The sequence below is a fragment of the Ruegeria profundi genome (genome assembly GCF_049800715.1).
Classification (GTDB): domain Bacteria; phylum Pseudomonadota; class Alphaproteobacteria; order Rhodobacterales; family Rhodobacteraceae; genus Ruegeria; species Ruegeria profundi_A.
Genome location: NZ_JBNAFO010000007.1, coordinates 180,316 through 195,587, shown reverse-complemented (window position 1 = coordinate 195,587; position 15,272 = coordinate 180,316). Strand labels below are relative to the sequence as shown.

At 60.6% G+C, this 15,272-nt stretch carries 11 protein-coding genes; 3 read left to right on the top strand and 8 right to left on the bottom strand.

Annotation, left to right across the window (positions count from 1 at the left end; all coding sequences use genetic code 11):
• The 3 genes from ACP15L_RS13365 (at position 1) to glnT (ending at position 3,443) form a co-directional block, all read left to right on the top strand.
• Positions 1-684, top strand: coding sequence for a protein GlxC (locus ACP15L_RS13365; protein ID WP_425084530.1), 684 nt, complete (start codon positions 1-3; stop codon positions 682-684).
• A 20-nt stretch (positions 685-704) separates the two neighbouring features.
• Entirely contained in the window at positions 705-2,033 is a 1,329-nt protein-coding gene (locus tag ACP15L_RS13360) for an FMN-binding glutamate synthase family protein (protein ID WP_425084582.1), read from the top strand.
• 81 nt (positions 2,034-2,114) lie between these two features.
• Positions 2,115-3,443, top strand: coding sequence for a type III glutamate--ammonia ligase (glnT, locus tag ACP15L_RS13355; protein WP_425084529.1), 1,329 nt, complete (start codon positions 2,115-2,117; stop codon positions 3,441-3,443).
• Positions 3,444-3,580: 137 nt separating this feature from the next.
• Here the strand turns inward: glnT and ACP15L_RS13350 are convergent, their stop codons facing one another.
• The 8 genes from ACP15L_RS13350 to ACP15L_RS13315 form a co-directional block, all read right to left on the bottom strand.
• Positions 3,581-6,220: a molybdopterin-dependent oxidoreductase gene (locus tag ACP15L_RS13350; protein ID WP_425084528.1), complete on the bottom strand. Its 2,640-nt coding sequence runs from the start codon at positions 6,218-6,220 to the stop codon at positions 3,581-3,583.
• A complete protein-coding gene (nirD, locus tag ACP15L_RS13345) occupies positions 6,220-6,552 on the bottom strand; it encodes a nitrite reductase small subunit NirD (protein WP_425084527.1) in 333 nt (110 codons plus the stop codon). Before nirD ends, ACP15L_RS13350 begins: the two co-directional genes overlap by 1 nt.
• Complete coding sequence (gene nirB / locus ACP15L_RS13340) at positions 6,549-8,984, bottom strand: nitrite reductase large subunit NirB (protein WP_425084526.1); 2,436 nt, start codon at positions 8,982-8,984, stop codon at positions 6,549-6,551. The genes nirD and nirB overlap by 4 nt, the downstream gene beginning before the upstream one ends.
• A gap of 4 nt (positions 8,985-8,988) precedes the next feature.
• On the bottom strand, positions 8,989-10,668 hold the full coding sequence (locus tag ACP15L_RS13335; RefSeq protein ID WP_425084525.1) for an ABC transporter ATP-binding protein: 1,680 nt from the start codon (positions 10,666-10,668) through the stop codon (positions 8,989-8,991).
• Positions 10,669-10,673: 5 nt separating this feature from the next.
• Positions 10,674-11,756 carry an ABC transporter permease gene (locus tag ACP15L_RS13330; protein ID WP_170378572.1) on the bottom strand — a complete coding sequence of 361 codons (1,083 nt, stop codon included), beginning with the start codon at positions 11,754-11,756 and terminating at the stop codon, positions 10,674-10,676.
• A 74-nt stretch (positions 11,757-11,830) separates the two neighbouring features.
• Entirely contained in the window at positions 11,831-13,195 is a 1,365-nt protein-coding gene (locus tag ACP15L_RS13325) for a CmpA/NrtA family ABC transporter substrate-binding protein (protein ID WP_170643261.1), read from the bottom strand.
• A gap of 270 nt (positions 13,196-13,465) precedes the next feature.
• A complete protein-coding gene (locus ACP15L_RS13320; RefSeq protein WP_425084524.1) occupies positions 13,466-14,635 on the bottom strand; it encodes an ABC transporter substrate-binding protein in 1,170 nt (389 codons plus the stop codon).
• Entirely contained in the window at positions 14,632-15,216 is a 585-nt protein-coding gene (locus tag ACP15L_RS13315) for an ANTAR domain-containing response regulator (protein ID WP_170467312.1), read from the bottom strand. The genes ACP15L_RS13320 and ACP15L_RS13315 overlap by 4 nt, the downstream gene beginning before the upstream one ends.
• Positions 15,217-15,272 lie beyond the last annotated feature (56 nt).

Sequence of the window (15,272 nt, the reverse complement as noted above, 5' to 3'; positions counted from 1 at the left end):
ATGCAGACCTATGATCTTGAGGCCGACGGCCTGCGCGGGCTGAACGCCGCCCTGCAGGACCAGAGCAAAGAGACCAACCAGACCAGCTGGCAGGTGGTGAACCCCAAGGGCAGCCACGCTATCGCGGTCGGGTTGGACGCGCCGATCGAGGTGACGGTAAAAGGTTCGACCGGCTACTATTGTGCGGGCATGAACCAGCAGGCCACCGTGCGGGTCGAAGGTTCGGTCGGGCCGGGCGTGGCCGAGAACATGATGTCGGGTCAGGTCATCGTCGATGGCGATGCCAGCCAATACGCTGGGGCCACAGGCCATGGTGGATTGCTTGTGATCAAGGGCAATGCCAGCTCGCGCTGCGGGATCTCGATGAAGGGGATCGACATCGTGGTGCATGGCAATATCGGCCATATGTCGGCCTTCATGGCGCAGGCGGGCAATCTGGTGGTCTGCGGCGATGCGGGCGACGCGCTGGGGGATTCCTTGTACGAGGCGCGTCTGTTTGTGCGCGGCTCGGTCAAGAGCCTGGGCGCGGACTGTATCGAGAAAGAAATGCGCCCCGAACATCTTGAGATCCTGAAGGACCTGCTGGACCGCGCAGGCAGTGACGCCAAACCGGAAGAGTTCAAACGCTATGGCTCGGCGCGTCAGCTGTATAACTTCGACGTCGACAACTCGGCCGCTTACTAAGGATGAAGGGTATGAAAGATATGGACGATCAGACCCCGCGCACCGTGCCGATCCAGTCGGCGACCTTTTCCAACCCGATCAACGCCGAGATACGCCGCGCGTCAGCGACCGGCATCTATGACATCCGGGGTGGAGGCGCCAAACGCAAGGTGCCGCACTTCGATGACCTGCTGTTTCTGGGGGCAAGTGTGAGCCGCTATCCGCTGGAGGGGTATCGCGAGCGCTGCGATACCTCGGTGACGCTGGGCACGCGTTTTGCCAAGAACCCGATCCAGCTGGATATCCCGATCACCATCGCTGGCATGAGCTTCGGCGCGCTGTCCGGTCCGGCAAAAGAGGCCTTGGGCCGGGGCGCTTCGGCAGCAGGCACCTCGACCACAACCGGCGATGGCGGCATGACGCCCGAGGAACGCGGCCACTCGACCAAGCTGGTCTATCAGTATCTGCCCTCGCGCTATGGCATGAACCCCAACGACCTGCGCAAGGCCGACGCGATCGAGATCGTGGTGGGGCAGGGGGCCAAACCCGGCGGAGGCGGCATGCTTCTGGGTCAGAAGATCAGCGACCGCGTGGCGGAGATGCGGACCCTGCCCAAAGGGATCGACCAGCGCTCGGCCTGTCGGCACCCGGATTGGACCGGGCCGGATGATCTTGAGATCAAGATCCTCGAACTGCGTGAGATCACCAACTGGCAGGTGCCGATCTATGTCAAAGTTGGCGCGACGCGGCCCTATTACGACACCGCGCTGGCGGTGAAGGCCGGGGCGGATGTTGTGGTCATGGACGGGATGCAGGGCGGCACGGCGGCCACGCAGGATGTGTTCATCGAACATGTGGGCCTGCCGACGCTGGCCTGTATCCGACCCGCCGTGCAGGCGCTGCAGGATCTGGGGGTGCATCGCGAGGTGCAGCTTGTGATCTCGGGCGGTATCCGCACCGGGGCGGATGTGGCCAAGGCGATGGCGCTTGGCGCGGACGCAGTGGCGATTGGCACGGCGGCCCTCGTTGCCCTTGGTGACAATGACCCGAAATGGGAAGCCGAGTATCAGAAGCTGGGCACCACAACCGGAGCCTATGACGACTGGCACGAAGGCAAGGACCCGGCGGGTATTACCACCCAAGACCCCGAGCTTGCCGCGCGTCTTGACCCGGTCGATGCCGGGCGACGGCTGCGCAACTACCTGAAGGTCATGACGCTTGAGGCACAGACCATCGCGCGCGCCTGCGGGCACAACCATCTGCACAACCTCGAACCCGAGGACTTATGTGCCCTGACGATGGAGGCGGCTGCGATGGCAAAAGTGCCTCTGGCAGGCACCGACTGGTATCCGGGCAAGGCCGGGTTCTGATCTGACATTCGAAAGGCGCGGCCCCACGGGGCTGCGCCTTTCTTCTATTGGGATTGATAAACAGGGAAAGGAAGGCCGACCATGACGACAGATCTGGCAGCTTTCGCCAAAGAAAAAGGCGTCAAATATTTCATGATTTCGTTCACCGACCTGTTCGGTGGACAGCGGGCCAAATTGGTTCCTGCACAAGCCATTGCCGACATGCAGGAAGAGGGCGCCGGTTTTGCCGGGTTCGCCACGTGGCTGGATATGACCCCCGCGCATCCCGACATGCTGGCGGTGCCAGACCCGTCCTCGGTGATCCAACTGCCATGGAAGCCCGAAGTCGCTTGGGTTGCCGGTAATTGCGTGATGGAGGGGCAGGATGTGGCCCAGGCCCCACGCAACGTACTACGCCGCCTGATCGACGAGGCCGCCGAGATGGGCCTGCATGTAAAAACCGGCATCGAAGCCGAGTTCTTCCTGCTGACCCCCGATGGCGAGCAGATCAGCGACCCGTTCGATACTGCGGAAAAGCCCTGCTATGACCAGCAGGCCGTGATGCGCCGCTATGACGTGGTACGCGAGATCTGCGACTACATGCTGGAACTAGGCTGGGGGCCGTATCAGAACGACCACGAGGACGCCAATGGCCAGTTCGAAATGAACTGGGAATTCGATGATGTTCTCAGAACCGCCGACAAACATTCCTTCTTCAAGTTCATGACCAAATCCGTGGCCGAGAAGCATGGGCTACGCGCCACCTTTATGCCTAAGCCAGTCGAGGGGCTGACGGGCAATGGCTGCCACGCCCATATCTCGGTTTGGGACGCGCCGGGCGCGGATGCGAAGACCAACGTTTTTGCGGGCGACGGCGACGGCCCGACCGGAGAGGTCGGTCTGGGCGAGCAAGGCAAGTATTTCCTCGGCGGCATCATGAAACATGCCAGCGCGCTGGTTGCGATCACCAACCCGACTGTGAACAGCTACAAGCGCATCAATGCACCGCGCACCATGTCAGGGGCCACATGGGCGCCCAACACCGTGACATGGACAGGCAACAACCGAACTCATATGGTGCGCGTCCCCGGCCCGGGCAGATTCGAACTGCGCCTGCCCGATGGGGCGGCGAACCCGTATCTGCTGCAGGCTGTGATCATCGCCGCCGGTCTTTCGGGCATCCGAAAAAAGGCTGATCCGGGACCGCGCTATGACATCGACATGTATGCCGAAGGCCACAAGGTCACCGACGCGCCCAAACTGCCGTTGAACATGCTGGATGGCCTGCGCGAATACGACAAGGACGCCGAGTTGAAAGAAATGATGGGGCAGGAGTTCTCAAGCGCTTTCCTGAAGATGAAGCATCAGGAGTGGAACTCGTTTGTATCCCACTTCTCAAACTGGGAAAAACAACATACTCTCGATATCTGAGAGCAAAAAGAGGCCGCAGCAAATGCTGCGGCCTTGGTCTTTTCGGCCACGGCGTTGGCGCACAGGGCCACGCGCCAAATATGCTTATCTGTGTGGAGAAATTGGCGGCATTACAGGACCCAGAATAGGTCCTGCGCCTAAGGTTCGACGTCCTGCAAGATCGGGACCGAATGCTTGGCAAGCAATCCTGACAGTTCCGGGCGGCATGAGCCGCAGTTTGTGCCCGCCAGCAGTAGCCTGCCGATTTCATCGACATCACCGATGTTCTGGGTACCGATGGCCCGGACGATCGTATTGAGTCCGACCCCGAAACAGGAGCAGACGATTGGCCCGCCATCCTCGACGCCATTTGCGGATCGTCCGGACAGGAGCTGATGAGCCTCGGCATCAGGCAGGGTTGCGAGATACTCCCTCATCAGGGTCACAGGTTCCCGAGATACATAGAGAACGGCAAGAACGCGCGGACCGTCTGACAGGGCGATCCTGAACGACCCGCGCTTGGGGTCTTCGACCGATGTGGACAGGGCGTCAGGCAGTTGGAACCAGTCTCGGGCCGTTTTCTCCCAGTCGGTGGGCATCTCATAGCCTGCCAGCTCTGTTCTATAGCCGTTTTCGGTTTTCGCCGTTGCCCGATACTCTGCCGATGGTGACGGAGGTGTTGCGGAGACTGCAAAACCATACCAACCCGCCTTCATGGGGTGCAGGGACACTGCGGCGGCTTTGCTTTCGGGTTGGCCTGATACCGGGTCAGTGACGCCGGGCATCAATGCATCGACACGGGCCGAGGGGGCTGTTTCGCCCGTCCAGTGGATCGGCGCAAACACCTGTCTGGGCGCGACGGCATCGGATGTCTTTAACCGGAAGATACAAGCCCCGACCGCGCTTTTTACCTCGACCAAGCTGTCGGGGTCTAGCCCGAGACGAGCCGCATCTTCGGGGTGAACCTCAATGAAAGGCTCAGCAAGGTGCGACGACAGGCGTGGTGACAGGCCAGATCGGGTCATGGTGTGCCATTGGTCCCGCGTACGCCCGGTGTTCAATAGGAACGGGTAGCGTTTAGAGGTCTTCGCCTCGGGTGGTCTGTGGCTGACCGCGATCAGGCGGGCTTTGCCGTCCGGGTGGAAGAACTGCCCGTCGCCAAAGAATCTACCTCCGGTGCCGTCCGGCGTCACCGGCCAGCGGGTTGGTTGCAGCTCGGCATAGTCGTCGTCCGACAGGTCCACATATCCAGAGATGTCGAAATCGCGCCCAAAGGGTTTGGCAATGGATGACAAAGCGGCATATTCGCGGAAAATCTGCGCGGGCGAGGTATAGTCGAATGCCTCTTTCCATCCCATACGGCGGCCCACTTCGGCGAGGATATCCCAATCGGCCCGCGCATGGCCCGGAGGGGTCAGGACGGCGCGCTGGCGGCTGATCGTGCGGTCCGAATTGGTGACGGTGCCGCTTTTCTCGGCCCATCCAGCTGCGGGCAACACCACATCTGCGACGCGGGCTGTGTCTGTGTGTTCGGTCAGGTCGCTGACAACCGTGAAGGGACAGGCTTTGATGGCGGCCTGCACCCGGTCGGCCTCGGGCATGGTGACGGCGGGGTTGGTATGAATCACCCAGAGGGCTTTGATCTGTCCCTTCTCAATCTCTCGAAATAGATCGACGGCTTTCAGCCCCGGTTTCTTGGGCATATTTGGCGCAGCCCAGAACTTCTGAACCGCCGTGCGGTGGCTTTCGTTTTCGATGTCCAGATGACAGGCGAGCATATTGGCGAGCCCACCGACCTCTCTCCCCCCCATGGCGTTCGGCTGCCCGGTGACGGAAAATGGCCCCATGCCGGGTCGACCGATCCGGCCCGCGGCCAGATGGCAATTCAGGATCGCGTTGACCTTGTCCGTCCCGCTGGAGGACTGATTGACTCCCTGGCTGAAGATCGTGACCACGCGTTCCGTCCCGATCCACATGTCACAGAAGGCGTCGAGGTCTTTGTGGTCCAGACCGGTCACCGCCGGGTTGTCCTTTTGCGCGGTGGCAAGTGCGTCCGTGAACCCTGCCGTGTGGCTCAGAAAACCCGTGTCGACCTTTCCGGTTTCGTGAATGCGGCCAAGCAAATGGTTGAACACGGCCACGTCACTGCCCGGTGCCAGAGGCAGGTGTAGATCGGCCTGATCGCAACTCGCCGTTCTGCGCGGGTCGATCACAATGATCCGGGTCCCACGCGCCTGACGTGCCGCCATGAGCCGTTGATAGAGAACCGGATGACACCAAGCGAGGTTCGATCCGACCAGAACAACCAGATCGGCCCGATCTAGATCCTCATAGGTTCCGGGCACGGTATCTGTGCCAAAAGCGCGTTTGTGCCCGGCCACGGTGGATGCCATGCAGAGCCGCGAATTGGTGTCGATATTCGCCGACCCGATAAACCCCTTCATCAGCTTGTTGGCGACATAGTAGTCCTCGGTCAGCAATTGCCCCGAGACGTAGAAGGCAACACTGTCCGGCCCGTGCGCCTTGATCGCCGATGAGAACCGATCCGCAACCAGTTCAAGGGCGTCATCCCAGCTGACATCCTCACCAAACACGCGCGGGTTTCGCAGGCGGTGATCCAAGCCGACGGTCTCGCCCAAAGCCAAGCCCTTGGAGCAGAGCCGACCATGATTGGCCGGGTGGTCCGGGTCACCGCGTACGGCCAGCCCTCCGGCCCCGTCGGGGCGCAGCAGGACGCCACAGCCGACCCCGCAATAAGCGCAGGTCGAGCGGACCTCGGGCAGGCCAGTGCCGTCCATCAGGCGGCGCTCCGGTGAGAGACTGTGCTGGCATCCAACAAGATACGCCCGCCTTCGAGACGCACCGGATAGGTGGCGATCTGCCCCTCGTCAGCGCCCTGTGCCTGGCCGGTGTTCAGGTCGAAAACCCAGTTGTGCAGGGGGCAGGTGACCGATTGCCCATGCACGATGCCCTCGGACAGCGGCCCGCCTTTGTGGGGGCAGGTGTTGGTGGCGGCGAATACCTCGGCCTCGGCGGTGCGGAAGACCGCGATACAGCCGATATGCGTTTTCACCAAACGCGCGCCGCGCAGGGGGACGTCTTCGATATGTCCGATGTCGATCCAGCTCATTCCGCGGCCTCCAGTGTGAAATCTGCGATCGGCGCATAGGTCTGCGCCTTGTCCTTGACGTGTTCCGCCCACGGGTCCTTCCGGTAGATGCTTTGGGACAGTTCGAACCGTTCGACCAGAGCGGCGCGGTTCTCCCGGTCCTCCACGACCTGAGCCTTGACCCAGTCCATGCCCACCTTGCCCAGCCATTTATACAAGCGGTCCAGATACTTGCCGCCTTCGCGATAGGCCTGAGTGACGGCTATCACTACTTCAATCGCTTCGTCTTCGGTGGGAACCTGACAGAGCAATTCGGTCTCTTTGACGTCCATACCTGCGGCCCCGCCGATGCTGATCTGATAGCCCGAGTCCACGCAGACAACACCGATATCCTTGCAGGTTGCCTCGGCGCAGTTGCGCGGGCACCCCGACACCGCCAATTTCAACTTGTGCGGGGTCCACGAGCCCCAGAGGATTTTCTCAAGCTTGATGCCGAGGCCAGTGCTGTCTTGCGTGCCAAAGCGGCAATGATCGGTGCCGACGCAGGTTTTGACCGTCCGGAGGCCCTTTGAATAGGCGTGGCCAGAGACCAGACCGGCCCCATTCAAATCCGACCAAATCGCAGGCAGGTCCTCACCCTTTACGCCCAGCAGGTCGATACGTTGACCGCCCGTAACCTTGACCGTCGGCACATCGTATTTGTCAGCCGCATCTGCGATCGCGCGCAATTCATCGGGGGTGGTGATGCCTCCCCACATACGAGGCACGACGCTGAATGTGCCGTCCTTTTGGATATTGGCATGCTTGCGCTCGTTCACGAACCGGCTTTGTGGGTCGTCTTGGTATTCCAGCGGCCAGTCGGCCAACAGGTAGTAGTTGATCGCCGGACGGCAGACATGGCAGCCATTCGGCGTTGTCCAGCCCAGCTCTTGCCAAACGGCGGCCTGGCTTTTCAGCTCCTGCCCTTTGATCAGTCGTCGCACATCCTCGTGAGTCAGGTCGGTGCAACCGCAGATCGGTTGCGCCGTTGGCATTTGGAACTCATCACCCAGAGTGACCTGCAAAACTTGCTCAACCAGCCCCGTGCATGTCCCGCACGAGGCGCTGGCCTTGGTGCTTGCACGCACGGTGCCCAGATCGCTGGCACCCGCGTTGATCGCTTCGACAATGTCACCTTTGCATACGCCGTTGCAGCCGCAAATCTCCGCCTCAGGCGGCAATGCTGCAACGGCTGAAAGAGGGTCCGCAGTGTCGCCCCCCTGATAGGCAGGCCCGAAGATCAGCGTCTCGCGCATGTCTTCGATACTGGTGCCGTCCTTGATCAGCCCGAAGAACCAGCTGCCATCGGCAGTGTCGCCATACATGACCGCGCCGATCAGACGATTTTCTTCGATGACTAGCCGCTTGTAGACCCCGCGCGAGGGGTCGCGGAATACGATATCCTCACGCCCTGACGCGTCTGCGAAATCACCCGCGCTGAACAAATCGCAACCGGTGACTTTCAACTTGGTTGAAAGGGTTTTCTGAACAAACGTAGCTTCTTCGCCCAACAGCGCCTGCGCGGCGACTTTCGCCTGATCATAGAGCGGCGCGACAAGGCCAAAGACCGCCCCGTCATGTTCTACGCATTCACCCACGGCGTAGACATCCGGGTCCGAGGTCAGCATCTGGTCATCCACATGGATACCGCGCCCGGTGGCCAGACCAGCCTCTTGCGCCAGCGCCGTGTTCGGGCGGATCCCTACGGCCATGACTAGCAGGTCACACGGCAATTCGGTCCCGTCTTCCAGAAGCAGCGCGCGGACTTTGCCATCTTGCCCGAGGATTTCCTTGGAGTTCGCCTGCAGGCAAATCTTGATGCCCTTGTCTTCAAGCGACTTCTTCAGCAGGTAGCCTGCGGCTTCGTCCAGCTGACGCTCCATCAGGTGACCCATGATGTGAACCACGGTCACGTCGACCCCATGCGCGGCCATGCCCGCAGCGGCCTCAAGCCCCAGCAGGCCACCGCCGATGACGACAACCTTGTTGCCCGAACCCATGCCCATCATCCGCTGGGTGTCTTCGAGATCGCGATAGGCGATCACACCGTCCAGATCATGACCGGGTAGCGGGATGATGAACGGATTTGACCCTGTCGCAATGATCAGCTTGTCGTAGGGCACATGTCCGTTGACGCCCTCGACCACCTTCATCTCACGGTCGATCTTGGCCACCTGCTCGCCAAAGCGGCAGGAAATGCCGCGTTCGGCATACCAGGTGTCGTCATGGGTGACGATCTCTTCATAGGTTTTCTCGCCCGACAGGACCGGGCTGAGCATGATTCGGTTGTAGTTCCCGCGCGGCTCGGCGTTGAACAGGGTGATGTCGAACGCATCCGGCGCGGCGTCGGTCAGGTGCTCCAGCACCCGGCCCGAGGCCATCCCTGCGCCGATGACAACAAGTCTTTGCTTCATAGTTTCACTCCGCTGCGATCGCCTTGGGGGCGGGTGTTTTTGGCTTGGCGCCATGTTCGTATTCTTCGAGGAAATCGAGGACCTCCTGCCGGTAGGCGTAGTAATCCGGATGTTCCAACAGGGCCTTGCGGGTGCGCGGGCGCGGCAGGTCGACCTTGGTGATCTTACCGATCGTCGCTTGCGGGCCGTTGGTCATCATCACCACGCGGTCGGCCAGAAGGATTGCCTCATCCACGTCGTGGGTGACGCAAATTGCGGTGACCTTGGTGCGGGACCAGACCTCCATCAGCACTTCCTGCAATTCCCAGCGCGTAAGGCTGTCGAGCATCCCGAAGGGTTCGTCCAGCAGCAGCAGCTTGGGGGACAGGGCGAAGGCGCGGGCGATACCGACGCGTTGCTTCATACCGTTCGAGAGGTCGGAGGCGGATTTGTCCATCGCGTCAGCCAGACCGACGCGTTCCAGATAGTACTCCACCACGTCCTGCCGCTCGGCGATGCTGGCCTTGGGATAGACCTTGTCGACGCCAATCGCGACGTTCTCCTTGGCAGACAGCCAGGGGAACAGGTTTGGCGATTGGAACACCACCGCGCGTTCCGGGTCAGCCCCTTCGACGTGACGGCCATCCAACTTGATCGCGCCTTTCGAGATGTCGTTCAGACCCGCAGCCATAGTCAAAACCGTGGACTTACCGCAGCCGGAATGGCCGATCAGCGAAATGAACTCGCCCTTGTCGATCTTCAGGTCGAAATCCTCGACCACGGTCAGAGGGCCTTTGGGCGTCGGATACACTTTGTGCAGCTGCGAGAAGTCGAGGAAGCGGTTCTCGATCATCCCCTTCTGCGCCTCGGCGACCGCTGTTGGAACACCGTGGATTGGGGTGACATCCGGCAGGATACGAGAGCCTTCGACCTTGGCTTCGATCCCCACATCCATCAGGTACTTGGTGACGTCGGCCCTGAGGCGTTTGAAGGTCTCATCGTTGTTCATCGCACCCCGATCGCGTGGGCGGGGAATCGACACGCGGAACTCCTGTCCCAAAGTCCCATCAGGGTTCAGCGCAATGATGCGGTCAGCCAGAATGATCGCCTCGTCGACATCGTTGGTGATCAGCACGCAGGTCTTTTTGTCGGCCTCCCAAATATGTTCGATCTCATCCGCCAGATTGGCGCGGGTCAGCGCGTCAAGCGCCGACAAAGGCTCATCCAACAGCAGAACTTCGGGGTTCATCGACAAAGCGCGCGCCACGTTGACTCGCTGGCGCATACCGCCGGACAGTTCTGCAGGGCGGCGCGTTGCGGCATGGCTGAGGCCCACCATCTTCACATAATGCGCGACCTTCTCGGCTTTCTCGAGTTTGCTGAGGCCCGGAAAGACCGTATCCACCGCCAGCCCCACATTGCCGCTGACCGTCAGCCATGGCATCAGCGAGTAGTTCTGGAAAATCACACCACGCTCAGGGCCCGGCCCCTTGATCGGAGCGCCTTTGAACGTGACCTCGCCCTTGGTCGGCGTATCCAGACCAGCCATCAGGTTGATCAGCGTCGTCTTGCCGGTGCCCGAGAAGCCGAGGATCACCAGAAACTCACCCTCTTGCACGTCCAGATCGATGCCTTTCAACACATCGGTGCGTGCGGTGCCTTCACCGAAGGATTTCGAGGCGTTCTTGAAGCTCAGAATGCTCATCTCGATCACCGGTTATTCGTGAAGGTAAACAGGGATTGCAGTGCGTACATCACCCGGTCCAGCAGGAAACCGATGATGCCGATGGTGAAGACCGCAACCATGATCTTTGCGAGCGAGCTGGACGAGCCGTTCTGGAACTCATCCCAGACAAACTTGCCCAAGCCGGGGTTCTGCGCCAGCATCTCCGCCGCGATCAGGACCATCCAGCCGACGCCCAGCGACAGGCGCAGGCCTGTGAAGATCAGGGGCAGGGCAGAAGGCAAAACCAGTTTGGTGATCTTGGTATAGGTGTTCATTTTCAACACCTTGGAGACATTCACCAGGTCCTTGTCGATGGAGGCTACACCCAGCGATGTATTGATCAGCGTGGGCCACAGCGAACAGAGTGTCACGGTGATGGCCGAGATCAGGAAGGATTTCGCGAACCAGCCGTCATTGGTGACATAAACGGCCGAGACGATCATGGTGACGATCGGCAACCAAGCCAGCGGAGACACCGGTTTGAAAATCTGGATCAGCGGGTTCAGCGCGGCATTGGCGGTCGGGGAAAGACCAGCGGCAATGCCAAGCGGCACGGCGACCACTGTGGCGATCAGAAAGCCGAAAAACACCGTTTTTATCGAGGTCCAGATCTGTTGGTAGTACGAAGGTGCCCCGGTAAAGGCGACTTCCTTCACCTTTTCGGGCTGACCGGCATCAATGAACTTTTGGTTGCGCTTTTCGACCATCGCTTCGAATTTGGCGCGTTTGGCGGCCTTGGCCTGTGCGTCTTCGTTCAGGCTGACCATTTCGCTCCAAACCTGCGCGGGTCCGGGGACCGCACCAAGCGAAGTCTGTACTTTCGGGGCCAGCGTGGCCCAGAGCAGCAGAAAGGCACAGATCGACAGCAGGGGAACGATCAACAATCGCCAAATCTCGGTCATCTGGGCGCGTGGGTTGTCTCCTGCGGCGGCCTTCAGGACGGGCGTGGCCCAGCTAAGGCCCAACACCTGAAACCATTTGTCGGCTGCGTTGATGCGGGTGAAAAGGCGGGCGCGACGTTCCTCTCTGGCAGCGTCTGCGTTGAATTCGGGATCGACCGTTGTCATCTGATGTGTCCTTGCGATGGCGGGGCACTTTTGGGTCCGCGCCCGACGAGGGCCGGGCGCGGCGTTTTGGGGAATTAGCCTTGTACGTCGGAACCGACGATCTTCTGCTCGCCCTTCAGACCGATGGAGAGGCTTTCGAGATAGGCGTTGGGGGTGCGGCCGTCATAGGCGATACCGTCGATGATATCCTCGGCCGGGGTCGGGGCTTTGTAGCCGTCGCTGTCCCAGGGGAAATCAGCCTCGTTCGCCAGACCTTCGTCAACCAGCAGGCGCGCGGCTTCAAGGTAGATCTCGGGCTTGTAGACTGACTTGGCGACTTCGTCATACCAGCTGTCGGGCTTGGCCTCGGCGATCTGACCCCAGCGGCGCATTTGGGTCAGGTACCATACCGCGTCCGAGTAGAACGGGTAGGTCGCATTGTAGCGGAAGAACACGTTGAAATCGGGAACCTCGCGCTTGTCGCCTTTTTCATATTCGAAGGTGCCGGTCATCGAGTTGGCGATAACGTCATAGTCCGCGCCCACATATTCCGGACGGCTGAGGATCTCGACCGCCTCGGGGCGGTTGGCGTTGTCGTTTTCATCCAGCCACTGTGCCGCGCGGATCAGCGCCTTGGTCACGGCCAGAGTGGTGTTTGGGTACTCTTCGGCGAACTCGGCTGTGATGCCGAAGACCTTTTCAGGGTTGTTCTTCCAAAGCTCATAGTCGGTAATGACCGGGACGCCGATACCTTTGAACACGGCCTGCTGGTTCCAAGGCTCGCCCACGCAATAGCCGTAGATCGTACCGGCTTCCAACGTGGCGGGCATTTGCGGCGGAGGCGTTACGGACAGGAAAACATCCGCCCCGATCTGGCCGGTCACGTTTTCGGGGCTGTAATATCCCGGATGCAGACCGCCAGCGGCCAGCCAGTAGCGCAGCTCGTAGTTGTGGGTCGAAACCGGGAAGACCATGCCCATGTTGAACGGCTTGCCTTCGGATTTGTATTTCTCAACAACCGGCGCAAGCGCCTCGGCGCTGATCGGATGCTGCGGGCGGCCGTCATCCATCTTTGGGATATTGGGCTTCATTTCTTCCCAAATCTCGTTCGAGACGGTGATGCCGTTGCCGTTCAGATCCATCGAAAATGGCGTGATGATATGCGCCTCGGTCCCATAACCGATAGTTGCAGCCAAAGGCTGGCCTGCCAGCATATGCGCGCCGTCCAGCTGCCCGCCGATCACGCCGTCCAGTAGCACTTTCCAGTTGGCTTGCGCTTCCAACGTCACGAACAGGCCCTCTTCCAGGAAATAGCCCTGTTCGTAGGCGACGGCCAACGGGGCCATATCCGTCAGCTTGATAAAGCCAAAGGTCAGCTCGTCTTTTTCCAGTTCCAGCTCGGCCAATGCCGGAGAGACAAGCGCGGTAGACGCAACAAGGCCCAGAAGTAGCTTCTTCATCTCGATCCCTTTCGGTTCAGCCCAATCGCTTTGGGCAAACAAAAAAGCCGCCGACACACACCGCCGGGAGGATTGGCGGGTGGTCGAGCGGCTCTGCTCTTGGTGGATGCCCATTTCGGCGGGCGAATTCTTACGGTGGGCGTCGTTGCCTGCCGTTGACCCGATTAAGCCTTTTCGGGCTTGGGCCGTCATCCTTTTTTGGCATTTCAGAGGTACTTTTTCTGCAATGCAGCGTTGATGAATGCTGCACTGCAAAAAAATTAGGCAATCTTAACCGGTCGGCTCGAAAATGCGCCGGTCGAAAAAGACATTCGGGGGTAGAATCAGGCTGCCATGGGTTGAGGCCACAGCGGTCGAGGTGGGTAGCGCGCCCTCCAGTTTCTCCGAGGCGCCCGGTGATTCCACACCCAAACCCTGCAGTTCACGACGATAAAGATCGCTGCGAAAGACCTTGGCGGCCTGACGCTCAGCGGTTGTGACATCCAGCCCGTTTCGCAGCGCCAATTGATGGGCCATCCATTTCGCCTGACTGCGCCATGGGAAGGTGGCGGCCCCATCAAAGAACTCGACGAACCCGTCAACATGGCGCTGTTCGCCGCGGGCGGAGATCGTGAACTCTCCCATCAGGGCGCGGTCGATCAGTTCGGGCGAGACGTTGAGATAGGATTTGCGGGACAGCATCTCGGACGCGGTTGTGCGGCTGTTTTCACTTGATAGCCAACGCCCGGCGCGCCACACGGCCCGCATCAGGCTGCCGAGCAGATGCGGCTCGGTCTCAGCCCAGTCGTTGCGCACGGCGAGAACCTTTTCCGGTGCGCAAGTCCAGATCGCCTGACCCGGTAGAAGTAGGGTACCGACATTGTCGTCGACCGCGAAGGATCCCCATGGCTCACCCACGCAGAAGGCGTCAATCTCTCCACCGGCGAGGGCCTGCGCCATCAATGGCGGCGGTACGGTGCGGATTTCGACCTTTTTCGAGGCCAGCGGCGTTCCCGCCACCCAGTAGCGCAACAGTTCGACATGCATCGAGAAAGGGAAGGGGACGCCAAAGACCAAAACGTCTCCGGCGGCTTTTGCCAATGCTGCGCCGGCTTTGGCGGCATCGGCGAAATCAAAACCATATCCCTGATGCGCCAGCCGTCCGGCCAATTGCGTACCAATTCCAATCACGGTTCCATTCATCGACAGCACGGACACGGCCGATAGCGGGGTTGCGATACCGCCCAGACCCAAGGCCATCGCGACCGGAACCGGAGACAGCAGATGCGCGGCATCAACATGCCCGAAGGCCAGCATGTCGCGCAGGGACGACCAGGATGGGGCAGGGCGCAGATCCAGCGAAACGCCCTCGGCGTGGTCGAACCCCATCTCGCGCGCGACGATCAATGGGGCGGCGTCGACCAGCGGCATGTAGGCCACGGGCAGGGTGACGGTCCTCATGACAGCAACCCCGAGGCCGTAACCAACGCCTCGGCGACCTCGGCCACCCTGCGGTTCTGGTTCATCGCTGTTTTGCGGAGCAGGGCATAGGCCTCATCCTCGGGCACGCCTTTGGCCTTCATCAGCAATCCCTTGGCGCGGTCGATCACCTTGCGTTCTTCCAATGCGCGGCGGGTTTCAGCCAGTTCCGTCCGCATCTGGCGAAGGACCTGAAACCGAGCGATGGCCGTGTCGATCACCGGCTTGATCCGCTCGGCCTGAAGGCCGTCGACCACGTAGGCCGAGACACCTGCCTCAACTGCGGCTTTTGCCAAACCTCCGGCTGCTCCGGACACAAACATGGCGACTGGACGCTCCAGTGGGCCAGAAGCGACCGTCAATTCCTCGAGCATGTCGCGCGACGGATTGTCGATATCAATTAGGACGATATCGGGGCTGTGGGTGGCAATCTTGCGCGCCAATCCCGAGGCATTGCCGATCACGAACACATCGACATCGCCGGACTCCTTCAGCGCATCCACGATGGCAAAGGCCCGGTCTTGGTTTTGTTCTACGACAACGACTGTCAGGTTCTGGCTCATACGGAGTCAGTTGGGCGCGCTGCATGGGGTTGGCAACAGATCGATTGCTGCGCTTG

Bases quoted from the DNA above. Each gene is read 5' to 3' on its own strand.
- nirB (WP_425084526.1), bottom strand. From the start codon at position 8,984: ATGAAGCAAAGACTTGTTGTCATCGGCGCAGGGATGGCCTCGGGCCGG.
- ACP15L_RS13315 (WP_170467312.1), bottom strand. From the start codon at position 15,216: ATGAGCCAGAACCTGACAGTCGTTGTCGTAGAACAAAACCAAGACCGG.
- ACP15L_RS13335 (WP_425084525.1), bottom strand. From the start codon at position 10,668: ATGAGCATTCTGAGCTTCAAGAACGCCTCGAAATCCTTCGGTGAAGGC.
- ACP15L_RS13330 (WP_170378572.1), bottom strand. From the start codon at position 11,756: ATGACAACGGTCGATCCCGAATTCAACGCAGACGCTGCCAGAGAGGAA.
- ACP15L_RS13350 (WP_425084528.1), bottom strand. From the start codon at position 6,220: ATGGACGGCACTGGCCTGCCCGAGGTCCGCTCGACCTGCGCTTATTGC.
- ACP15L_RS13360 (WP_425084582.1), top strand. From the start codon at position 705: ATGGACGATCAGACCCCGCGCACCGTGCCGATCCAGTCGGCGACCTTT.
- ACP15L_RS13320 (WP_425084524.1), bottom strand. From the start codon at position 14,635: ATGAGGACCGTCACCCTGCCCGTGGCCTACATGCCGCTGGTCGACGCC.
- glnT (WP_425084529.1), top strand. From the start codon at position 2,115: ATGACGACAGATCTGGCAGCTTTCGCCAAAGAAAAAGGCGTCAAATAT.
- ACP15L_RS13365 (WP_425084530.1), top strand. From the start codon at position 1: ATGCAGACCTATGATCTTGAGGCCGACGGCCTGCGCGGGCTGAACGCC.
- nirD (WP_425084527.1), bottom strand. From the start codon at position 6,552: ATGAGCTGGATCGACATCGGACATATCGAAGACGTCCCCCTGCGCGGC.
- ACP15L_RS13325 (WP_170643261.1), bottom strand. From the start codon at position 13,195: ATGAAGAAGCTACTTCTGGGCCTTGTTGCGTCTACCGCGCTTGTCTCT.